This window comes from Pseudomonas sp. Cab53, from assembly GCF_018325965.1.
Lineage (GTDB): Bacteria > Pseudomonadota > Gammaproteobacteria > Pseudomonadales > Pseudomonadaceae > Aquipseudomonas > Aquipseudomonas chlororaphis_E.
Window position 1 is genome coordinate 1,176,764 of record NZ_AP021902.1, and the last position, 20,038, is coordinate 1,196,801.

The following is a 20,038-nucleotide window of genomic DNA, read 5'->3' on the forward strand; positions in this document are numbered from 1 at the left end:
TTTGCGGGGCACTTCATGCAAAATTCAATCGGCGCACCAAAGCAGAGGCTCAGCCTCAGCGATCCAAAAGTGCGTGCGTGGGTATTTCAGATCGTCACGGTCGTGGCGGTCATCGCGCTGGGCTGGTACCTGTTCGATAACACGCAGACCAACTTGGCACACCGGGGCATCACCTCCGGTTTCGGCTTCCTGGAACGCAGTGCCGGCTTCGGCATTGCCCAACACCTGATCGACTACACCGAAGCGGACAGCTATGCCCGCGTCTTCGTGATCGGTTTGCTCAACACGCTGCTGGTGACTTTCATCGGCGTGATCCTGGCGACCATCCTCGGCTTCATCATCGGTGTCGCACGCTTGTCGCAGAACTGGATCATCTCCAAGCTGGCGACCGTCTACGTGGAGGTTTTCCGCAACATTCCGCCGCTGCTGCAAATCCTGTTCTGGTACTTCGCGGTATTCCTGAGCATGCCGGGGCCGCGGGCTGCCCATAACTTCGGCGACACTTTCTTTGTCAGCAGCCGGGGCTTGAACATGCCGGCCGCGTTGGTGGCGGACGGATTCTGGCCGTTCGTGGTCAGCGTGGTGCTGGCGATCGTCGCTATCGTGCTGATGGCCCGCTGGGCCAACAAGCGTTTCGACGCGACCGGCGAGCCGTTCCACAAGTTCTGGGCCGGCCTGGCGCTGTTCCTGGTAATCCCGGCCTTGAGCGCGCTGCTGTTCGGTGCGCCGGTGCATTGGGAAATGCCGCAGCTCAAGGGCTTCAACTTCGTCGGCGGCTGGGTGCTGATCCCGGAACTGCTGGCCTTGACCCTGGCCTTGACGGTGTACACCGCGGCGTTCATCGCCGAGATCGTGCGCTCGGGCATCAAGTCGGTCAGCCACGGCCAGACCGAAGCGGCGCGCTCGCTGGGCCTGCGCAACGGGCCGACCCTGCGCAAGGTGATCATCCCGCAAGCCTTGCGCGTGATCATTCCGCCGCTGACCAGCCAATACCTGAACCTGGCGAAGAACTCCTCCCTGGCGGCCGGTATCGGTTACCCGGAAATGGTGTCGCTGTTCGCCGGCACGGTGTTGAACCAGACCGGCCAGGCCATCGAGGTGATTGCGATCACCATGAGTGTGTACCTGGCGATCAGTATCAGCATTTCCCTGCTGATGAACTGGTACAACAAGCGCATTGCGCTGATCGAGCGGTGAGGAAACGCGCATGACATCCCATACTTTCAAGCCTGACATGCCGCCACCGAGCAACAGCATCGGTGTGGTGGCATGGGTGCGCGCCAACATGTTCTCCAGCTGGATCAATACGCTGCTGACCCTGTTCGCGTTCTACCTGATCTACCTGATTATCCCACCGCTGCTGCACTGGGCCATCCTGGATGCGAACTGGGTGGGTACTACCCGCGCCGACTGCACCAAGGAAGGCGCCTGCTGGGTGTTCATCCAGCAGCGTTTCGGCCAGTTCATGTATGGCTACTACCCGACGGAACTGCGCTGGCGCGTAGACCTGACGGTGTGGCTGGCAGTGATCGGCGCGGCGCCGTTGTTCATCTCGCGCTTCCCGCGCAAGGCGATCTATGGCCTGAGCTTCCTGGTGGTGTACCCGATCGTTGCCTGGTGCCTGCTGCACGGTGGCGTGTTCGGCCTGGACGCGGTGGCGACCAGCCAATGGGGCGGCCTGATGCTGACCCTGGTGATCGCCACGGTCGGCATCGCCGGCGCACTGCCGCTGGGTATCGTCCTGGCCCTGGGCCGGCGTTCGAACATGCCGGCGATCCGCGTGGTCTGCGTCACCTTCATCGAGTTCTGGCGTGGTGTGCCGTTGATCACGGTGCTGTTCATGTCGTCGGTGATGCTGCCGCTGTTCCTGCCCGAGGGCATGAACTTCGACAAGCTGCTGCGGGCGCTCATCGGGGTGATCCTGTTCCAGTCGGCCTACGTGGCCGAAGTGGTGCGCGGCGGCCTGCAGGCCATTCCCAAGGGGCAGTACGAAGCGGCCGCGGCGATGGGCCTCGGTTACTGGCGCAGCATGGGCCTGGTGATCCTGCCGCAGGCCCTCAAGCTGGTGATCCCGGGCATCGTCAACACCTTCATCGCATTGTTCAAGGACACGAGCCTGGTGATCATCATCGGCCTGTTCGACCTGCTCAACAGTGTGAAACAAGCCGCCGCCGACCCGAAATGGCTGGGCATGGCCACTGAAGGCTACGTGTTCGCCGCCCTGGTGTTCTGGATTTTCTGTTTTGGTATGTCGCGCTATTCCATGCATCTGGAACGCAAGCTCGACACAGGCCACAAGCGTTAGGAGTTGACTCATGAGTGAAGCAATCAAAAAGCCTGTGAGCCCTGAAGGCATTATTCAGATGCAGGGCGTCAACAAGTGGTACGGCCAGTTCCACGTGTTGAAAGACATCAACCTGAACGTCAAGCAGGGCGAGCGTATCGTGCTGTGCGGCCCGTCGGGCTCCGGCAAGTCCACCACCATCCGCTGCCTCAACCGCCTGGAAGAGCACCAGCAGGGCCGCATCGTGGTCGATGGCGTGGAACTGACCAACGACCTCAAGCAGATCGAAGCGATCCGCCGTGAGGTCGGCATGGTGTTCCAGCACTTCAACCTGTTCCCGCACCTGACCATCCTGCAGAACTGCACCCTGGCGCCGATGTGGGTACGCAAGATGCCCAAGCGCAAGGCCGAGGAAATCGCCATGCATTACCTGGAGCGCGTACGCATTCCAGAGCAGGCGCACAAGTACCCGGGCCAGCTCTCCGGCGGCCAGCAACAGCGTGTGGCCATCGCCCGTGCCCTGTGCATGAAGCCCAAGATCATGCTGTTCGACGAGCCTACCTCGGCCCTCGACCCGGAAATGGTGAAGGAAGTACTCGACACCATGATCGGCCTGGCCGAAGACGGCATGACCATGTTGTGCGTGACCCACGAAATGGGCTTCGCCCGCACCGTGGCCAACCGCGTGATCTTCATGGACAAGGGTGAGATCGTCGAGCAGGCCGCGCCGAACGACTTCTTCGACAACCCGCAGAACGACCGCACCAAGCTGTTCCTGAGCCAGATCCTGCATTGATCGGTCCCAGGCGCTGAAATGAACCCGGACACTGCTCCGGGTTTGTTTTTTGTACCGCGTGCGGGTCGCGGTCGAGCAAGCGCATACTTAATTTCCCTCCCCATCGCCATAGGCGGTTGCCGTACTACATAAAGCTGACTAACATGTCAGAAAATTCAGTTTGTGATTTCACCGCCGCCATACGGCGCCCAGCGGGTTGTACCGCTATTTTTGTAGCGTGATCGGTGCGCAATCGCGCCGGCGCCCCCACATCGTTCCTCGTCATCAATCTGTGTTCGACTTGATCCGCAATGGGCCAAGTCCCTGCCGGCAATTGATCCATGAACCCTGAAACCGAGCTTTCCATGTCCCGTCATCCGCTTGACCACCGCCCCTCGACGACGCCCCGGCACGCCGCTGAACTCGAAGAAATGCTGATCGACGCCGAAGCCGACGACGAGCAGACCCAACGGAGCCATCCGTTGGTGCGCCGCCCTTGGCTGTTGCTGCTCGGCCTGATCCTGGTGGCGCTGAACCTGCGTCCGGCGCTGTCGAGCATGGCGCCGCTGCTCAGCGAGGTGTCCGCAAGCCTTGGCCTGTCGGCGGCCCAGGCCGGTCTGCTGACGACGCTGCCGGTGTTGTGCCTGGGCCTGTTCGCGCCGCTGGCGCCGGTGCTGGCGCGACGGTTCGGGGCGGAGCGCGTGGTATTGGGGATCCTGCTGACGCTGGCCGGGGGAATTGTCTTGCGCAGTTCGTTCGGTCAGGTCGGATTGTTCGTCGGCAGCCTCTTGGCGGGTGCCAGCATCGGTGTGATCGGCGTGCTGCTGCCGGGTATCGTCAAGCGTGACTTCGCCAGGCAGGCCGGCACCATGACCGGCGTCTACACCATGGCGCTGTGCCTGGGAGCGGCGATGGCCGCCGGGGCCACCGTGCCCTTGAGTGAACACCTGGACCACCGCTGGGCCCTGGGCCTTGGCTTCTGGGCAGTGCCAGCCCTGCTGGCCGCGGTCTTCTGGCTGCCGCAAGTGGGTCAGAAGCACGGTGCCCACCAGGTGGCGTATCGGGTCCGCGGTCTGTTGCGCGATCCGCTGGCCTGGCAGGTGACGTTGTACATGGGCCTGCAATCGTCCCTGGCCTACATCGTGTTCGGCTGGTTGCCGTCGATCCTCATCGGGCGCGGTCTGAGCCCGACCCAGGCCGGCCTGGTGCTGTCCGGCTCGGTCATCGTCCAGTTGGTCAGCTCCCTGGCCGCTCCGTGGCTGGCCACGCGCGGCCAGGACCAGCGGCTGGCCATCGTGATCGTCATGGCCATGACCCTCGGCGGGCTGTTCGGCTGCCTTTATGCGCCCATTGAAGGCTTGTGGGGCTGGGCTATCCTGCTGGGGCTGGGGCAGGGCGCGACGTTCAGCCTGGCACTGACGCTGATCGTCCTGCGTTCGCGGGACGCCCACGTGGCGGCGAACCTTTCCAGCATGGCCCAAGGCTTCGGTTACACGCTGGCATCGCTGGGGCCGTTCGCGGTGGGCGTGGTCCATGACCTGACCGGCGGCTGGAACGCCCTGGGCTGGATCTTCGGCCTGGTGGGCCTGGGCGCGATGATCGCCGGTATCGGCGCAGGCCGGGCGCGGTACGTCGGCGTCAGCAGCGAACGGGTCACCGGGCTTCGTTGATGTCATTTTCATGGCGAATGACGATAGTCTTCGTCGCCGAGGCAGATTATCGTGCACCTCTATTCAAACGAATGCCGGAGTCTGTCCATGAGTGATGCCCACAACGCCCTGATCACCCGTTTTTATCAGGCCTTCCAGCGACTGGACGCCGAAGCCATGAGCGCCTGCTACACCGACGACGTGGTGTTCAGTGACCCGGCGTTCGGTGAGCTGCGTGGTCGTGACGCGGGCGACATGTGGCGCATGCTCACCACGCGGGCCAAGGACTTTTCCCTGACCTTCGACAGCGTGCGCAGCGATGACCGCACCGGCGGCGCCCACTGGGTGGCCACCTACCTGTTCAGCCAGACCGGCAACATCGTGATCAACGACATCCAGGCGCGTTTCGTTTTCCGCGATGGCAAGATCTGCGAGCATCACGACAGTTTCGACCTGTGGCGTTGGTCCCGCCAGGCGCTGGGCGCCAAGGGCCTGTTGCTGGGCTGGACGCCACTGGTGCGCAATGCGGTCCGGGCCCAGGCCCTCAAAGGGTTGCGAGCCTTCCAGGCCAGTCGCTGATAAGATCGCGGTTTGTTTTTGCGCACCTGTTGAACATCCCTTGACGACCGCCAACGAACTTTCCGAGTTGCCTGCACAAGGCCCCACCGAACCGGGCAAGCCCTGGTTCGTCTACCTGGTGCGGGCGGCCAATGGTGCGTTGTACTGCGGCATCAGCGATGACCCGGTACGGCGTTTCGCCAAGCATCAAAGCGGTAAGGGCGCGCGCTTCTTCCTGTCCAGCCCGGCCGTGGCGCTGGTGTACACCGAAGCCTGCCGCGACAAGGGCGAGGCCCTGCGCCAGGAGCGGCTGATCAAGAAGCTCAGGAAAAGCGCCAAGGAATGCCTGGTCGCCAGCATCAACCGCGCTGATACACCTTCATCAGGCCAGTAGGCTGCTTCTGCGTGGCGCGCTAAGCTGCAAGCCCTCATTCCTGCAGTGGCCAATTCCATGTCAGAGCTGATCCTTCATCATTACCCGACGTCTCCTTTCGCGGAGAAAGCCCGGCTGTTGCTGGGGTTCAAGGGCTTGTCCTGGCGCTCGGTGCACATCCCGCCGATGATGCCCAAGCCTGACCTCACGGCATTGACAGGGGGCTACCGCAAGACGCCTGTGTTGCAGGTCGGCGCCGATGTCTATTGCGACACGTCCCTGATCGCTCGCCGGCTGGAGCAGGAAAAGGCTTCGCCGGCGTTGTTCCCCGAGGGCCGCGAAATGATCGCGGCATCTTTCGCCGCGTGGGCCGACTCGGTGGTGTTCCAGCATGCGGTGAGCCTGGTGTTCCAGCCCGAGTCGATTGCCATGCGCTTCGCCAAGTTGTCGCCCGAGGCGATCAAGGCGTTCATCGCCGATCGTGCCGGACTGTTCAGTGGCGGCAGTGCCACGCGTCTGGCGGCCGAGCAGGCCAAGCATCAGTGGCCAACGATCATGGCGCGCCTCGAGCAGCAGTTGCAGCGCGAGGAAGGCGACTTCCTGTTGGGGGAGCCCTCGATCGCCGACTTCGCCATGGCCCATCCGCTGTGGTTCCTCAAGGGCACCCCGGTGACCTCGCCGTTGGTGGACGCATATCCGGCGGTGTCGGCGTGGCTGGCACGGGTGCTGGGCTTCGGCCATGGGGCAGCGAGCGAAATGAGTGCCGAACAGGCCCTCGACGTCGCCCGGAATGCAACGCCGGCAGCCTTGCCGGAGGAGTCGTTCGAGGAGCCGAACGGATTTGCCCTGGGGCAACGGGTGGCGATTGCCGCGACCGACTACGGTGTCGATCCGGTGGCGGGGGAGCTGGTGTTCGCCGGGCGGGAAACGCTGATCCTGCGTCGGGAGGACGAGCGCGCCGGGGTGGTGCATGTGCACTTTCCGCGGCTGGGGTTCAAGCTGTCAGCTCAGTAGCCCGGCGCCCCAGGCAGTTCAGCGCTGGATCATGGGCTGACAGGAATTTCGCACGTGATCCAGTTGTAGTCGGCATAGAAGCTTTCTTGTTTGAAGGTCGCCCTGGCCAGTGTCAGTGCGTCCTGGGTGCTGGATGCGCTCACGAAGAGGTTTTTTACGAAGACGAATCCCGGCATCGAATGGTACTTGCACAAATAGGACGCGGCTGAAGCGGAACTGGCATAGGTCCCGATGAGCAGGAACAACAGGCTCGGGCCGACGATTTGGATCAGCCGACGTTGAACAGGGCTGCGGCGTAGTGGGTTCATTTCCATAGGCTCCATCTGTTGAAGCAATCTGGCAGAGGACGGCCTCGGCGGTGTTTCTGCCGAGGCGCTGTCGTCTATGAAAATGGATTTGCCAGGGAGGGCGATACTGTAGACCTTGACAGTCCTGACCGGTGGTCAGGAGCGGGCTTGATGGGATATCAGGCCGCCCGACTCATCAATTTCGCCGTTTCAGCTGGTCCGTCAGGGACGTCGGCAACCCCTTGATGATCAATGTGCCGGCTTCTTCGTCGTATTCGATCTTGGAGCCCAGCAAGTGCGCTTCGAAGCTGATGGACAGCCCTTCGGCGCGGCCGGTGAATCGGCGGAACTGGTTGAGGGTGCGCTTGTCCGCCGGGATCTCCGGTGACAGGCCGTAGTCCTTGTTGCGGATGTGATCGTAGAAGGCCTTGGGGCGTTCTTCGTCGATCAGCTCGGACAGTTCCTCCAGGCCCATCGGTTCGCCGAGCTTGGCCTGGCTGCTGGCGTAGTCCACCAGGGTTTTGGTCTTTTCCCGGGCATCGTCTTCGGGCAGGTCTTCGCTTTCGACGAAATCACTGAAGGCCTTGAGCAAGGTGCGGGTCTCACCGGGGCCGTCGACGCCTTCCTGGCAGCCGATGAAGTCGCGGAAGTACTCCGAGACTTTCTTGCCGTTCTTGCCCTTGATGAAGGAAATGTACTGCTTGGACTGCTTGTTGTTCTGCCATTCCGACACGTTGATCCGCGCCGCCAGGTGCAGTTGGCCGAGGTCCAGGTGGCGGGAGGGCGTCACGTCCAGCTCCTCGGTCACGGCCACGCCTTCGCTGTGGTGCAGCAACGCGATCGCCAGGTAATCGGTCATGCCCTGCTGGTAATGGGCGAACAACACATGGCCGCCCACCGAGAGGTTGGATTCTTCCATCAGCTTTTGCAGGTGCTCCACCGCCACGCGACTGAAGGCGGTGAAATCCTTGCCGCCGTCCAGGTACTCCTTCAGCCAGCCGCTGAAGGGGTGCGCCCCGGACTCGGCGTGGAAAAAGCCCCAGGCCTTGCCTTGCTTGGCGTTGTAGCTCTCGTTGAGGTCGGCGAGCATGTTCTCGATGGCCGTGGACTCGTTCAGCTCGGAGTCGCGGGCATGGAGCACGGCAGGGGTGCCATCGGGTTTCTTGTCGATCAGGTGGACGATGCAGTGACGGATCGGCATGGATTTCTCGGCTGATGAAAGAGAGGAGGGCGCGCTCCCCGAAAAAGGGCTCAGTGTACCGCAATCACTGGTTTTGGAACCCGGCAAAGGCTCTTTCAGAGCCGTCCGACAGCCCATATGCATTTTTTTACCGTTTTAGCGCAAGAAAGCTGACCAAATGGGTAGCTAGAGGCGGATATTTCACAGGCGTTGTGCTAGTTTTGCCCGGTCTTACGCGAAGTCACTGCGTTAAGCGTGCATTCAGCATTTGTCAGGTCGAACCAAACCCGGTTTTTGGCATCTATTACCCCGATCCGTCGCGGTGATTGCCGAGGGTGCCTGATCAAGATGGATCGGGCTCGATGGCTGACACTGCACTCTGCAATCCATATGAATTTGATAGGGAAGGAACACTACATGGCTCTTACTAAAGACCAACTGATCGCTGATCTGGCTGAAGCCGTAGACGCGCCGAAAACCACCGTGCGTGCACTGCTGGACCAACTGGGCCAAATCGTTGCCGATCAGCTGGAAAACGGCGGCGAACTCACTCTGCCAGGCGTTGGCAAGCTGAAAGTCACCGAGCGTCCTGCCCGTACCGGCCGCAACCCTTCGACTGGCGCTGCCATCGAAATCGCTGCCAAGAAAGTAATCAAGCTGGTTGTGGCCAAAGGCCTGACCGACGCGGTCAACAAGTAAGACCGCTGCAAGTAGAACCGTGCCAAGGAGCGATCCGGGCACGGTTTTTTATTGCCTTGAAAAAGCCAGTCAGCCTGGCATCGCGACCCTGATGTCTTATTGCTTGCGCAGCCAGCGTGCCTGGCGCCAGGCCTGTTGTTGCGCCTCGTCCTGAAACGTCCAGGCCACGAAGCGGCTCTGTTTCTGCCCTTGGGACATTTCCACCACCTGGCTGTGCCGCGCGCCGGCCTTTTTCAGCGCGGCCTGGATCGCCGGCAGGTTCGACGCCTTCGACACCAGGGTGCTGAACCACAGCACCTGCCCGGCCACCTGGGCGCTTTCGCTGATCAGTTGCGTGACGAAACGCGCTTCCCCTCCTTCGCACCACAACTCGGCCGCCTGGCCGCCGAAGTTCAGCACGGGCAACTTGCGCTTGGGATCCGCCTTGCCCAGTGCCCGCCACTTGCGTTGGCTGCCCCGGGTGGCTTCCTCCAGGGAGGCGTGGAAGGGCGGGTTGCACATCGTCAGGTCAAAGCGCTCGGCGTCATCGAGCAGGCCGAGCAAAATCTGTTTGCGCTGGGTTTGCTGGCGCAGTTGGATGACTTTGTTCAACCCGTTGGCTTGCACGATGGCCTTGGCCGAGGCGATGGCCGTGGGGTCGATCTCCGAGCCGAGGAAGTGCCAGCGGTAATCGCTGTAGCCGACCAGCGGGTAAATGCAGTTGGCACCGGTGCCGATGTCCAGCACCTTCACCGCCGCCCCACGGGGGATTTCACCGTCGTTATGGCTGGCCAGCAGGTCGGCCAGGAAATGCACATAGTCCGCCCGCCCGGGCACCGGCGGGCACAGGTAGTCGGCGGGGATATCCCAATGGGCGATGCCATAGAAGGACTTGAGCAGCGCCCGGTTGAACACCCGCACGGCTTCGGGGCTGGCGAAGTCGATGCTCTCCTTGCCGTAGGGGTTGAGGATCACGAACCTGGCCAACTCGGGCGTAGACTTGATCAGCGCCGCAAAGTCATAACGGCCCTGGTGGCGGTTGCGCGGGTGCAGGCTGGCCTTCTCCCGTGGCGCCACGGTCTTGGCCTCGGTGGCGGGCTTGGGCTTTTGGCGGGCAGGTTTGGGCGTGCGAGGGGCGGTCATGGGCGAGTCGATTCGGGGGTGGCTCAAAAAGTGGCGGGCATTGTCCCACATCCATCCTGGTCTTGAGGCTTGCGCCGATTAAATGTGAGAGCGGGCTTGCTCGCGAAGGCGGTGTGTCAGTTAACCAATAGGCTGTCTGATCCACCGCTTTCGCGGGCAAGCCCGCTCCAACAACGGATTTTCGGTGGTCGGGAGAAAGTGCCGGGCAGGAAAAAGGAGGCCACCAGGGCCTCCTGCTTTCGTTGCGGCGTGTTGTTACAGGCTGGCAATCCGCGCGTGCTGTTCGGCCAGCTTGCCCAAGGCCTGTTCGGCCTCGGCCAGTTTGGCCCGCTCCTTCTCGATGACGTCGGCCGGGGCCTTGTCGACGAAGCCGGCGTTGGACAGCTTGCCGCCGACGCGCTGCACTTCGCCCTTGAGACGGCCGATTTCCTTGTCCAGGCGCGCCAGTTCGGCAGCCTTGTCGATCAGGCCGGCCATTGGCACCAGCACTTCCATCTCGCCGACCAGGGCGGTGGCCGACAGGGGCGCTTCTTCGCCGGCGGCCAGAACGGTCACCGATTCGAGCTTCGCCAGTTTCTTGAGCAGCGCTTCGTTCTCATTGAGGCGGCGCAGGTCTTCGGCGTTGGCGTTGTTCAGGAACAAAGTCAGCGGCTTGCCCGGACCGATGTTCATTTCGGCGCGGATGTTGCGCAGGCCCAGCATGAAGGTCTTGAGCCACTCGATGTCATCTTCGGCCGCTGGATCGATGCGGGTTTCATTGGCCACCGGCCAAGGTTGCAGCATGATCGTCTTGCCTTCGGCGCCGGCCAGCGGTGCGACGCGCTGCCAGATTTCCTCGGTGATGAACGGCATGAACGGATGCGCCAGGCGCAACGCCACTTCCAGCACGCGCACCAGGGTGCGACGGGTGCCGCGCTGGCGCTCGATCGGTGCGTTCTCGTCCCACAGCACTGGCTTGGACAGTTCCAGGTACCAGTCGCAGTACTGGTTCCAGATGAACTCGTACAGGGCCTGCGCGGCCAGGTCGAAGCGGAACTGTTCCAACTGGCGGGTCACTTCGGCTTCGGTGCGTTGCAGCTGCGAAATGATCCAGCGATCGGCCAGGGTCAGCTCATAGGCTTCGCCGTTCTGGCCGCAGTCTTCGCCCTTATCCAGCACGTAGCGCGCGGCGTTCCAGATCTTGTTGCAGAAGTTGCGATAGCCTTCGACGCGGCCCATGTCGAACTTGATGTCGCGGCCGGTGGACGCCAGGGAGCAGAAGGTGAAGCGCATCGCGTCGGTGCCGAAGCTGGCGATGCCGTCCGGGAATTCTTCGCGGGTCTGCTTCTCGATTTTCTTCAGCAGTTTTGGAGTCGGCTGCATCAGGCCGGTGGTGCGTTTCTCCACCAGCGCTTCCAGGTCGATGCCGTCGATGATGTCCAATGGGTCCAGGACGTTGCCCTTGGACTTGGACATCTTCTGGCCCTGGCCATCGCGCACCAGGCCGTGGACGTAGACCGTCTTGAACGGCACCTGCGGCGTGCCGTCCTCGTTCTTCACCAGGTGCATGGTCAGCATGATCATCCGGGCAACCCAGAAGAAAATGATGTCGAAGCCGGTGACCAGCACGTCGGTGGAGTGGAATTTCTTCAGGAACTCGGTCTGCTGCGGCCAGCCCAGGGTCGAGAACGTCCACAGGCCCGAGCTGAACCAGGTGTCGAGGACGTCGTTGTCCTGTTGCAGGGCCACGTCCGGCCCGAGGTTGTGCTTGGCGCGCACCTCGGCTTCGTCGCGGCCGACATAGACCTTGCCCGACTCGTCATACCAGGCCGGAATACGGTGGCCCCACCACAGCTGGCGGCTGATGCACCAATCCTGGATGTCACGCATCCACGAGAAGTACATGTTTTCGTATTGCTTGGGCACGAACTGGATACGACCGTCTTCGACCGCGGCAATCGCCGGCTCGGCCAAAGGCTTGGTGGACACGTACCACTGGTCGGTCAGCCACGGCTCGATGACGGTGCCGGAGCGGTCGCCTTTGGGCACCTTCAGGGCGTGATCGTCGACGCTGACCAGCAGGCCGGCGGCTTCGAAGGCCGCGACGATCTGCTTGCGCGCTTCGAAGCGGTCGAGGCCGGCGTATTCCGCCGGGATCTGGCCGTTGATGCTTTCGTTCAACGTGCCGTCGAGGTTGAACACCTGGGCAGCCGGCAGGACGTTGGCGTTCTTGTCGAAGATATTGAGCAGCGGCAGGTTGTGGCGCTTGCCGACTTCGTAGTCGTTGAAGTCGTGGGCCGGGGTGATCTTCACGCAGCCGGTGCCGAACTCGGGGTCGCAGTAATCGTCACCGATGATCGGGATGCGACGGCCGACCAGGGGCAGTTCCACGAACTGGCCGATCAGGGCCTTGTAGCGCTCGTCGTTCGGGTTCACCGCCACGGCCGAGTCGCCCAGCATGGTTTCCGGACGGGTGGTGGCGACGATCAGGTAATCCTTGCCTTCGGCGGTCTTCGCGCCGTCGGCCAATGGGTACTTCAGGTTCCACAGGAAACCTTTCTCGTCATGGTTCTCCACTTCGAGGTCGGAAATGGCGGTGTGCAGCTTGGTGTCCCAGTTGACCAGGCGCTTGCCGCGATAGATCAGCCCGTCCTCGTGCAAGCGCACGAAGGCTTCCTTCACCGCTTCCGAGAGGCCGTCGTCCATGGTGAAGCGCTCGCGGCTCCAGTCCACGGACGAGCCGAGGCGGCGGATCTGGCGGCTGATGTTGCCACCGGACTCATCCTTCCATTCCCAGACCTTCTCGAGGAATTTTTCGCGGCCCAGGTCATGGCGATTCTGGCCCTGGGCTTCGAGGCGGCGCTCCACCAGCATCTGCGTGGCGATACCGGCGTGGTCGGTGCCCGGCTGCCACAGGGTGTTGCGCCCCTGCATGCGACGGAAACGGATCAGGGCGTCCATGATCGCGTTGTTGAAACCGTGGCCCATGTGCAGGCTGCCGGTGACGTTCGGCGGCGGGATCATGATGGTGTAGGAATCGCCCGCGCCTTGCGGAGCGAAATAATTCTCGGACTCCCAGGTGTTGTACCAGGAAGTTTCAATGGCGTGCGGCTGGTAGGTCTTATCCATGCGCGGCGGGACCCTATTGGCATTTATTCAGGAAAAGCCGGCAAGTATAGCCCTGCGGGCAGAGGCAAGCTATAAGCTGCAAGCTGCAAGAGGAGAAGCTGGCTTTTGCTTTTGCTTTTACTTGCGGCTTAAAGCTTGGCGCTTGTAGCTGCGGCGAGCAGCCGCTCCATCCTGGCATCCAGGCGACGTTTGATCTCGGTCTCGATGTGCGGGGCGAAGTCGTCGATGACGTCTTGCAGGATCAACTGCGCGGCGGCCCGCAGCTCGCTGTCCAGATGCAGCAGCGCGTCGGGGCCCTTGGGTTCGGCCTTGGCGGCAGGCTTGGGTTCGGGTTGGCCGTTGATCGGGTCGAACAGCAGCGGGATCTGTTCTTCGTGCGCAGGTTCATGCACGACCGTGTCGGTCAACAACGGCGGCTGCAGGTTGTCGTCGCCGAGCAACTGGCGGATCGACTCGAGGTCATCCAGCAGGTGCGCGGGCTTTTGCGGTGGTTTTGGAGTGTCCATCGTAGGCTCAGAGTCGCTGTAAACGGTGGTCTTGCAGAGGATAGCCCTGTTCGCGGTAGAAACGGAAACTCTCCCGCGCGGCTTGCCGGATGGCCGGGTCTTCCACCACCACTTCCGCCACCCGGGCGAAGCGCGAGGCGAAGGCCGGTACTTTCAGGTCGAGGTTGACCAGCAGGTCCTGATGCTGGCCGCAATCGGTCCCCAACCCCAGGACGATCAGCCCTTCGGGCTCGCTCTCGGCCGGGCCGTGGGGCACGAAACTTTCGCCCTTGAAGGCCCACAGGCGCGCATCGAGGTCGTCGCGCTGGGCGGCATCGCTGCAATGCAGGTAGATGCGGTGGCCCATGCGCCAGGCCTTTTCCGTGAGCTTGCAGGCAAAATCCAGCCGTGCCGATGGATCGGCACTGGGCAGGATATAGAAATCGACTTTGGTCATTGCGGTTCCTGAGCCGCTGCCGGCGTCACCCGTGGGCAACGCCGGCGACGGTCATTGGTGTCAGGCCTTGGCGCGGTCCAGCAGGTATTGGGTCAGCAGGGGCACTGGACGACCGGTGGCGCCCTTGTCCTTGCCGCCGCTGGTCCAGGCCGTGCCGGCGATGTCCAGGTGCGCCCAGTTCAGGTTCTTGGTGAAGCGCGACAGGAAGCACGCTGCGGTGATGGTCCCGGCTTTCGGGCCACCGATGTTGGCGATGTCGGCGAACGGGCTGTCCAGTTGTTCCTGGTACTCATCGAACAGCGGCAGTTGCCAGGCGCGGTCATCGGCCAGTTGGCCGGCGTTGAGCAGTTGGCCAATCAGCTCGTCGTTGTTGCCCAGAAGCCCGGAAGTATGGGCGCCGAGGGCGACGACGCAGGCGCCGGTCAGGGTCGCGATGTCGATCACCGCCTGCGGCTTGAAGCGCTCGGAGTAGGTGAGGGCGTCGCACAGCACCAGGCGGCCTTCGGCGTCGGTGTTGAGGATCTCGACGGTCTGGCCGCTCATCGTCGTGACGATGTCGCCTGGGCGCGAAGCGGTGCCGCTCGGCATGTTCTCGGCACAGGCCAGGATGCACACCAGGTTGATCGGCAGTTGCAGTTCGAGCACGGCGCGCAGGGTGCCGAACACACTGGCGGCGCCGCCCATGTCGTACTTCATCTCATCCATGCCGGCGCCCGGCTTGAGGCTGATGCCGCCGGTGTCGAAAGTGATGCCCTTGCCGACCAGCGCATACGGCTTCTCGGATTTCTTGCCGCCGTTGTATTGCATGACGATCAGGCGCGGCGGCTGGGCGCTGCCCTGGCCGACGGCGTAGAACGAACCCATGCCCAGGTCCTTGATCTTCTTCTCGTCGAAGACTTCGACCTTCAGGGCCTTGTATTCCTTGCCCAGGGCCTTGGCCTGTTCGCCGAGGAACGTCGGGTGGCAGATGTTCGGCGGCAGGTTGCCCAGATCGCGGGTGAAGGCCATGCCGTTGGCGATCGCGGTGGCGTGGGTCACGGCGCGCTGGACCTCGGCCTGGGCAGCCTTGATGGTCAGCAGGGTGATTTTCTTCAGGGCGCGCGGTTCGGCCTTCTGGCTCTTGAAACGCTCGAACTGATAGTCGCCGTCCACCAGGGTCTCGGCCAACAGGCGGTTCTTGCCGTAGCTGTCGCGGCCCTTGACCACCAGTTCGTCCAGCGCCAGGGTGGCTTCGCCGCCGCCCAGGCCCTTGAGAGTGCCCAGCGCTGCGGCGATGATCTTGCGGAAGGGACGGTCGCCCAGCTCGGTGTCCTTGCCCACGCCCACCAGCAGCACGCGCTCGGCCTTGAGGTTGGGCAGGCTGTGCAGCAACAGGCTCTGGCCGACCTTGCCGGCCAGGTCGCCGCGCTTGAGCACCGCCGAGATGGCGCCGCCACTCAGGGCGTCGAGCTGGATGGCGACGACGCCGAGCTTGCGGTTTTCGCCGACGGCAACCACCAGTGTGGCGGTTTTCAACGTTTCTGGGCTGACGCTTTTTACAACCAGTTCCATGTCCGGATCCCTGAGTGATTGGTCAAGATGCCAGGCGCTGACTGTGGCGAGGGAGCAAGCTCGCTCGCCACAGTCCTGAGTGAAGCAGTCACGGTCGCGCCGGCGACAAAGGCCGCAGTTTGAACCCCGGCGCCCGAGCCTGACAACCCTCGGCGACGCTAACTTCACGGCTTTAAGCAGCGGCTTAAAGCGTGCGAAGTGACAGGCGCCTCCAATCACAGGATAATGCGGCTCTTTTTTCGGCGGCGCGCTGTGGTGGGCCGGCTCGATCTGTTCGCTTGTTTGGCCACCTTAGGTTTTTGTCTGAAAAGTCGCGCAGGCACTTTTCGTGCAAACCCTAGCCTGACAATCCTGGAGTGTCTGGTGTGATCGTCTTTCGTTATCTATCCCGCGAAGTCCTGCTGACCCTGAGCGCGGTCAGCGCCGTGCTGCTGGTCATCATCATGAGCGGGCGCTTCATCAAATACCTTGCGCAGGCGGCTTCCGGTGCCCTGGACCCGGGCTCCCTGTTCCTGATCATGGGGTTCCGCCTGCCGGGCTTCCTGCAACTGATCCTGCCGCTGGGCTTGTTCCTCGGTATCCTGCTGGCCTACGGCCGCCTGTACCTGGACAGCGAGATGACCGTGCTCTCGGCCACCGGCATGAGCCAGCAACGCCTGTTTCGCATGACGCTTTTCCCGGCCACGGTGGTCGCGCTGTTGGTGGCGTGGCTGAGCCTGAGCCTGTCGCCCCAGGGCGCCAACCAGTTCCAGTTGCTGATCAACCAGCAGGACGCGATGACCGAATTCGACACCCTGGTGCCGGGGCGCTTCCAGGCGCTGCGCGACGGGACGCGGGTCACCTATACCGAACAGCTGTCGGACGACCGGATCAACCTGGCCGGCGTCTTCATCACGCAAAAGAACCTGTCTTCCGACGGTAGCAAGGACCGCGGCATTTCCGTGCTGGTGGCCGAGAAGGGCAAGCAGCAGATAAGCCCCGAGGGCAATCGCTACCTGATCCTGGAAAACGGCTACCGCTACGACGGCAAACCGGGGCAGGCCGACTACCGAGCCGTGAAGTACGACACCTATGGCGTGTTGCTGCCCAAGCCCGAAGTCAGCGAAGAAGTCACCGACCGCGACGCCATGCCCACCGCCAGCCTGCTGGGCAGCGATGACATTCGCGCCCGTACCGAGCTGCAATGGCGCCTGTCGCTGCCGCTGCTGGTGTTTATCGTGACCCTCATGGCGGTCCCGTTGGCGCGGGTCAACCCACGCCAGGGTCGTTTCCTCAAGTTGCTGCCGGCGATTCTCCTGTATATGGCTTACCTGACCATCCTGATTTCCGCCCGCAGTGCCCTGGAGAAAGGCAAGATCCCGCCCACGCTGGGTCTGTGGTGGGTGCATGGGATATTCCTGGCCATTGGCCTGGGGCTGCTCTATTGGGAGCCTTTGCGCCTGAAGCTGGCCAGTCGTCGCAGCGCGCTGGAGGTGGCCCGTGGTTAAACTCGACCGCTACATCGGCAGCAGCGTGTTCATGGCGATCCTCGCGGTACTGGGGATCATCCTTGGCCTGGCGACCCTGTTTGCGTTCATCGACGAGATGAGCGACGTCAGTGACACCTACACCCTGGTAGACGTGGCCAGCTACGTGCTGCTGACCGCGCCACGCCGGCTCTACGACATGCTGCCGATGGCCGCGCTGATCGGTTGCCTGATCGGCCTGGGCAGCCTGGCCAGCAACAGCGAACTGACCATCATGCGCGCCGCGGGCGTGTCCATCGGTCGGATCGTCTGGGCGGTGATGAAGCCGATGCTGGTGCTGATGCTGGTGGGGGTGCTGATCGGTGAGTACATCGCCCCGGCCACCGAGAACACGGCCCAGGCCAATCGCTCCCTGGCCCAGGGCGGCGGCGATGCGCAAAGCGCCAAGCATGGCCTGTGGCACCGCCAGGGTGACGAGTTCATCCATATCAACTCGGTGCAACCCAACGGCATCCTCTATGGCGTGACCCGCTACCGGTTCGACGACCAGCGGCACATGCTTTCGTCGAGCTTTGCCAAGAAGGCCAACTTTGCCGAGGACCACTGGCAACTGAGCGACGTCACCACCACCCTGTTCCACGACAAGCGCACCGAAGTGGTTGCCGCGGCGCAAGAGCGCTGGGACGTGTCCATCAGCCCGCAATTGCTCAGTACCGTGGTGATGGCGCCCGAATCCCTGTCGATCACCGGTTTGTGGGGCTATATCCACTACCTGGCCGACCAGGGCCTTAACAACGGCCGCTACTGGCTGGCTTTTTGGGTCAAGGTGTTGCAGCCGCTGGTGACCGCCGCGCTGGTGTTGATGGCGATTTCCTTCATCTTCGGCCCGTTGCGCTCGGTGACCCTTGGTCAGCGGGTGTTTACCGGTGTGCTGGTGGGCTTCACCTTCCGCATCGCCCAGGACCTGCTCGGCCCGTCGAGCCTGGTGTTCGGCTTCTCGCCGCTGTTCGCGGTGCTGGTACCGGCAGGCGTGTGCGCCCTGGCCGGGCTCTGGCTGCTGCGCCGGGCGGGTTGATTCAAACTCAAGGCGAGCGGGCTTCTGTGGCGAGGGAGCAAGCTCCCTCACAACAAACGCTCATCGACAGGCGAACGTGACGCTCGCGCGGTCTATCAGGTACAATCGCCGGCTATTTTTCGGCGGGCTATGCCTGCAGCCTTTTTGAGTGTTGACCCGTGAGTGATTTGAGTCATATCCGCAATTTCTCCATCATCGCCCACATTGACCATGGCAAGTCGACGCTGGCCGATCGCTTTATCCAGATCTGCGGCGGCCTGGCCGAGCGTGAAATGGAAGCCCAGGTGCTCGACTCCATGGACCTCGAGCGTGAGCGCGGGATCACCATCAAGGCCCACAGCGTTACCCTTTACTACAAGGCTCGCGACGGCATCACCTATCAGCTGAACTTCATCGATACCCCCGGCCACGTTGACTTCACCTATGAAGTCAGCCGGTCGCTGGCGGCCTGTGAAGGTGCGCTGCTGGTGGTCGATGCCGGCCAGGGCGTCGAGGCACAGTCGGTCGCCAACTGCTACACGGCCATCGAGCAGGGCCTGGAAGTCATGCCGGTGCTGAACAAGATCGACTTGCCCCAGGCCGATCCGGACCGTGTGAAGGAAGAAATCGAGAAAGTCATCGGCATCGATGCCACCGACGCCGTGACGTGCAGTGCCAAGACCGGCCTGGGCGTGGACGAAGTGCTCGAGCGCCTGGTAGCCACCATTCCCGCGCCGACCGGCAACATCGAAGATCCGCTGCAAGCGCTGATCATCGACTCCTGGTTCGACAACTACCTGGGCGTGGTCTCCCTGGTTCGCGTGCGCCAAGGCCGCGTGAAGAAGGGCGACAAGATCCTGGTCAAGTCCACCGGCAAGATCCACCTGGTGGACAGCGTCGGCGTATTCAACCCGAAACACACCGCTACCACCGACCTCAAGGCCGGTGAAGTGGGCTTCATCATCGCCGGCATCAAGGACATCCACGGGGCGCCGGTCGGCGATACCCTGACCTTGAGTTCCACCCCCGACGTCGATGTGCTGCCCGGCTTCAAACGTATCCAGCCCCAGGTCTATGCCGGTCTGTTCCCGGTCAGCTCCGACGACTTCGAGGATTTCCGCGAAGCCCTGCAAAAGCTGACCCTGAACGACTCGTCCCTGCAATACACCCCGGAAAGCTCCGACGCCCTGGGCTTCGGCTTCCGTTGCGGGTTCCTGGGCATGCTGCACATGGAGATCATCCAGGAGCGCCTGGAGCGCGAATACGACCTGGACCTGATCACCACGGCCCCGACGGTGATTTTCGAGCTGTTGCTCAAGAACGGTGAAACCATCTACGTCGACAACCCGTCCAAGCTTCCGGACCTGTCGGCGATCGAGGACATGCGTGAGCCGATCGTGCGGGCCAACATCCTTGTGCCTCAGGAGCACCTGGGTAACGTCATTACCCTGTGCATTGAAAAGCGTGGCGTGCAGCACGACATGCTGTTCCTCGGTTCGCAGGTCCAGGTGACCTACGACCTGCCGATGAACGAAGTGGTGTTGGACTTCTTCGATCGCCTGAAATCCACCAGTCGCGGCTATGCTTCGCTGGACTATCATTTCGATCGTTACCAATCGGCTAATCTGGTGAAGCTGGATGTGCTGATCAACGGTGAGAAAGTCGATGCCCTGGCATTGATCGTGCACCGTGACAACGCGCACTACAAAGGTCGTGCATTGACCGAGAAGATGAAGGAACTGATTCCGCGGCAGATGTTCGACGTGGCAATCCAGGCCGCCATTGGCGGGCAGATTGTGGCGCGTACAACCGTCAAGGCGCTCAGAAAGAACGTATTGGCCAAGTGCTACGGTGGCGACGTCAGCCGTAAGCGCAAGCTGTTGGAAAAGCAAAAGGCCGGTAAAAAACGCATGAAGCAGGTCGGTAACGTGGAAATTCCACAGGAAGCCTTCCTTGCAGTGCTCAGGTTGGAATAG

18 protein-coding genes and 1 pseudogene are annotated in these 20,038 nt (G+C 62.4%); 12 read left to right on the forward strand and 7 right to left on the reverse strand.

Going from position 1 to position 20,038, the window contains the following annotated elements; all coding sequences use genetic code 11:
• The first annotated feature begins 15 nt into the window (after positions 1 to 15).
• The 8 genes and pseudogenes from KI241_RS05035 to KI241_RS05065 all read left to right on the forward strand — a co-directional run bounded on the left by KI241_RS05035 (position 16) and on the right by KI241_RS05065 (position 6,653).
• Positions 16 to 1,197: an amino acid ABC transporter permease gene (locus KI241_RS05035; RefSeq protein WP_042730174.1), complete on the forward strand. Its 1,182-nt coding sequence runs from the start codon at positions 16 to 18 to the stop codon at positions 1,195 to 1,197.
• Between the two features lie 10 nt (positions 1,198 to 1,207).
• The gene (locus KI241_RS05040) at positions 1,208 to 2,305 is read left to right on the forward strand and encodes an amino acid ABC transporter permease (RefSeq protein ID WP_042730175.1); all 1,098 of its coding nucleotides are present in this window, start codon (positions 1,208 to 1,210) and stop codon (positions 2,303 to 2,305) included.
• Between the two features lie 10 nt (positions 2,306 to 2,315).
• The gene (locus KI241_RS05045; protein ID WP_042730176.1) at positions 2,316 to 3,080 is read left to right on the forward strand and encodes an amino acid ABC transporter ATP-binding protein; all 765 of its coding nucleotides are present in this window, start codon (positions 2,316 to 2,318) and stop codon (positions 3,078 to 3,080) included.
• Positions 3,081 to 3,270: 190 nt separating this feature from the next.
• A pseudogene (locus KI241_RS27695) lies at positions 3,271 to 3,363 on the forward strand (GntR family transcriptional regulator); the annotation flags it as partial.
• Positions 3,364 to 3,424: 61 nt separating this feature from the next.
• Positions 3,425 to 4,729, forward strand: a complete 1,305-nt coding sequence (locus tag KI241_RS05050; RefSeq protein WP_234407995.1) for a CynX/NimT family MFS transporter — start codon at positions 3,425 to 3,427, stop codon at positions 4,727 to 4,729.
• An 87-nt stretch (positions 4,730 to 4,816) separates the two neighbouring features.
• Positions 4,817 to 5,287: a nuclear transport factor 2 family protein gene (locus tag KI241_RS05055; RefSeq protein ID WP_042730178.1), complete on the forward strand. Its 471-nt coding sequence runs from the start codon at positions 4,817 to 4,819 to the stop codon at positions 5,285 to 5,287.
• Positions 5,288 to 5,327: 40 nt separating this feature from the next.
• Positions 5,328 to 5,660 carry a GIY-YIG nuclease family protein gene (locus KI241_RS05060; RefSeq protein ID WP_042730179.1) on the forward strand — a complete coding sequence of 111 codons (333 nt, stop codon included), beginning with the start codon at positions 5,328 to 5,330 and terminating at the stop codon, positions 5,658 to 5,660.
• A 57-nt stretch (positions 5,661 to 5,717) separates the two neighbouring features.
• On the forward strand, positions 5,718 to 6,653 hold the full coding sequence (locus KI241_RS05065) for a glutathione S-transferase family protein (protein ID WP_042730180.1): 936 nt from the start codon (positions 5,718 to 5,720) through the stop codon (positions 6,651 to 6,653).
• Positions 6,654 to 6,682: 29 nt separating this feature from the next.
• On the opposite strand, the gene KI241_RS05070 is transcribed toward KI241_RS05065, so the two are convergent.
• Positions 6,683 to 6,961 (reverse strand): hypothetical protein, encoded by a 279-nt coding sequence (locus tag KI241_RS05070; protein ID WP_042730181.1) that lies wholly within the window; start codon positions 6,959 to 6,961, stop codon positions 6,683 to 6,685.
• Between the two features lie 175 nt (positions 6,962 to 7,136).
• Entirely contained in the window at positions 7,137 to 8,141 is a 1,005-nt protein-coding gene (gene yejK, locus KI241_RS05075; RefSeq protein WP_042730182.1) for a nucleoid-associated protein YejK, read from the reverse strand.
• 396 nt (positions 8,142 to 8,537) lie between these two features.
• On the opposite strand from yejK, the gene KI241_RS05080 reads away from it, so the two are divergent.
• Positions 8,538 to 8,819 carry an HU family DNA-binding protein gene (locus tag KI241_RS05080; protein WP_003178349.1) on the forward strand — a complete coding sequence of 94 codons (282 nt, stop codon included), beginning with the start codon at positions 8,538 to 8,540 and terminating at the stop codon, positions 8,817 to 8,819.
• A 96-nt stretch (positions 8,820 to 8,915) separates the two neighbouring features.
• Here the strand turns inward: KI241_RS05080 and rlmF are convergent, their stop codons facing one another.
• From rlmF to KI241_RS05105, 5 genes are all read right to left on the reverse strand, one after another.
• Positions 8,916 to 9,941, reverse strand: coding sequence for a 23S rRNA (adenine(1618)-N(6))-methyltransferase RlmF (gene rlmF, locus KI241_RS05085; protein WP_047737118.1), 1,026 nt, complete (start codon positions 9,939 to 9,941; stop codon positions 8,916 to 8,918).
• 255 nt (positions 9,942 to 10,196) lie between these two features.
• Positions 10,197 to 13,049: a valine--tRNA ligase gene (locus tag KI241_RS05090; protein ID WP_042731873.1), complete on the reverse strand. Its 2,853-nt coding sequence runs from the start codon at positions 13,047 to 13,049 to the stop codon at positions 10,197 to 10,199.
• Between the two features lie 128 nt (positions 13,050 to 13,177).
• The gene (locus tag KI241_RS05095; protein WP_212803436.1) at positions 13,178 to 13,555 is read right to left on the reverse strand and encodes a DNA polymerase III subunit chi; all 378 of its coding nucleotides are present in this window, start codon (positions 13,553 to 13,555) and stop codon (positions 13,178 to 13,180) included.
• Positions 13,556 to 13,562: 7 nt separating this feature from the next.
• On the reverse strand, positions 13,563 to 13,991 hold the full coding sequence (locus KI241_RS05100; protein WP_042731875.1) for a DNA polymerase III subunit chi: 429 nt from the start codon (positions 13,989 to 13,991) through the stop codon (positions 13,563 to 13,565).
• A 60-nt stretch (positions 13,992 to 14,051) separates the two neighbouring features.
• Positions 14,052 to 15,542, reverse strand: a complete 1,491-nt coding sequence (locus KI241_RS05105) for a leucyl aminopeptidase (RefSeq protein ID WP_047737117.1) — start codon at positions 15,540 to 15,542, stop codon at positions 14,052 to 14,054.
• 365 nt (positions 15,543 to 15,907) lie between these two features.
• On the opposite strand from KI241_RS05105, the gene lptF reads away from it, so the two are divergent.
• From lptF to lepA, 3 genes are all read left to right on the forward strand, one after another.
• The gene (gene lptF, locus KI241_RS05110; protein ID WP_042731877.1) at positions 15,908 to 17,029 is read left to right on the forward strand and encodes an LPS export ABC transporter permease LptF; all 1,122 of its coding nucleotides are present in this window, start codon (positions 15,908 to 15,910) and stop codon (positions 17,027 to 17,029) included.
• A complete protein-coding gene (gene lptG / locus KI241_RS05115; protein ID WP_042731878.1) occupies positions 17,022 to 18,083 on the forward strand; it encodes an LPS export ABC transporter permease LptG in 1,062 nt (353 codons plus the stop codon). Before lptF ends, lptG begins: the two co-directional genes overlap by 8 nt.
• 158 nt (positions 18,084 to 18,241) lie before the next feature.
• Positions 18,242 to 20,038, forward strand: coding sequence for a translation elongation factor 4 (gene lepA / locus KI241_RS05120; protein WP_042732745.1), 1,797 nt, complete (start codon positions 18,242 to 18,244; stop codon positions 20,036 to 20,038).

What these genes read in the sequence shown, in the direction of transcription:
- KI241_RS05035 (WP_042730174.1), top strand. Translation starts at nt 16, where the DNA reads ATGCAAAATTCAATCGGCGCACCAAAGCAGAGGCTCAGCCTCAGCGAT.
- KI241_RS05040 (WP_042730175.1), top strand. Translation starts at nt 1,208, where the DNA reads ATGACATCCCATACTTTCAAGCCTGACATGCCGCCACCGAGCAACAGC.
- KI241_RS05045 (WP_042730176.1), top strand. Translation starts at nt 2,316, where the DNA reads ATGAGTGAAGCAATCAAAAAGCCTGTGAGCCCTGAAGGCATTATTCAG.
- KI241_RS05050 (WP_234407995.1), top strand. Translation starts at nt 3,425, where the DNA reads ATGTCCCGTCATCCGCTTGACCACCGCCCCTCGACGACGCCCCGGCAC.
- KI241_RS05055 (WP_042730178.1), top strand. Translation starts at nt 4,817, where the DNA reads ATGAGTGATGCCCACAACGCCCTGATCACCCGTTTTTATCAGGCCTTC.
- KI241_RS05065 (WP_042730180.1), top strand. Translation starts at nt 5,718, where the DNA reads ATGTCAGAGCTGATCCTTCATCATTACCCGACGTCTCCTTTCGCGGAG.
- KI241_RS05070 (WP_042730181.1), bottom strand. Translation starts at nt 6,961, where the DNA reads ATGAACCCACTACGCCGCAGCCCTGTTCAACGTCGGCTGATCCAAATC.
- yejK (WP_042730182.1), bottom strand. Translation starts at nt 8,141, where the DNA reads ATGCCGATCCGTCACTGCATCGTCCACCTGATCGACAAGAAACCCGAT.
- KI241_RS05080 (WP_003178349.1), top strand. Translation starts at nt 8,538, where the DNA reads ATGGCTCTTACTAAAGACCAACTGATCGCTGATCTGGCTGAAGCCGTA.
- rlmF (WP_047737118.1), bottom strand. Translation starts at nt 9,941, where the DNA reads ATGACCGCCCCTCGCACGCCCAAACCTGCCCGCCAAAAGCCCAAGCCC.
- KI241_RS05090 (WP_042731873.1), bottom strand. Translation starts at nt 13,049, where the DNA reads ATGGATAAGACCTACCAGCCGCACGCCATTGAAACTTCCTGGTACAAC.
- KI241_RS05095 (WP_212803436.1), bottom strand. Translation starts at nt 13,555, where the DNA reads ATGGACACTCCAAAACCACCGCAAAAGCCCGCGCACCTGCTGGATGAC.
- KI241_RS05100 (WP_042731875.1), bottom strand. Translation starts at nt 13,991, where the DNA reads ATGACCAAAGTCGATTTCTATATCCTGCCCAGTGCCGATCCATCGGCA.
- KI241_RS05105 (WP_047737117.1), bottom strand. Translation starts at nt 15,542, where the DNA reads ATGGAACTGGTTGTAAAAAGCGTCAGCCCAGAAACGTTGAAAACCGCC.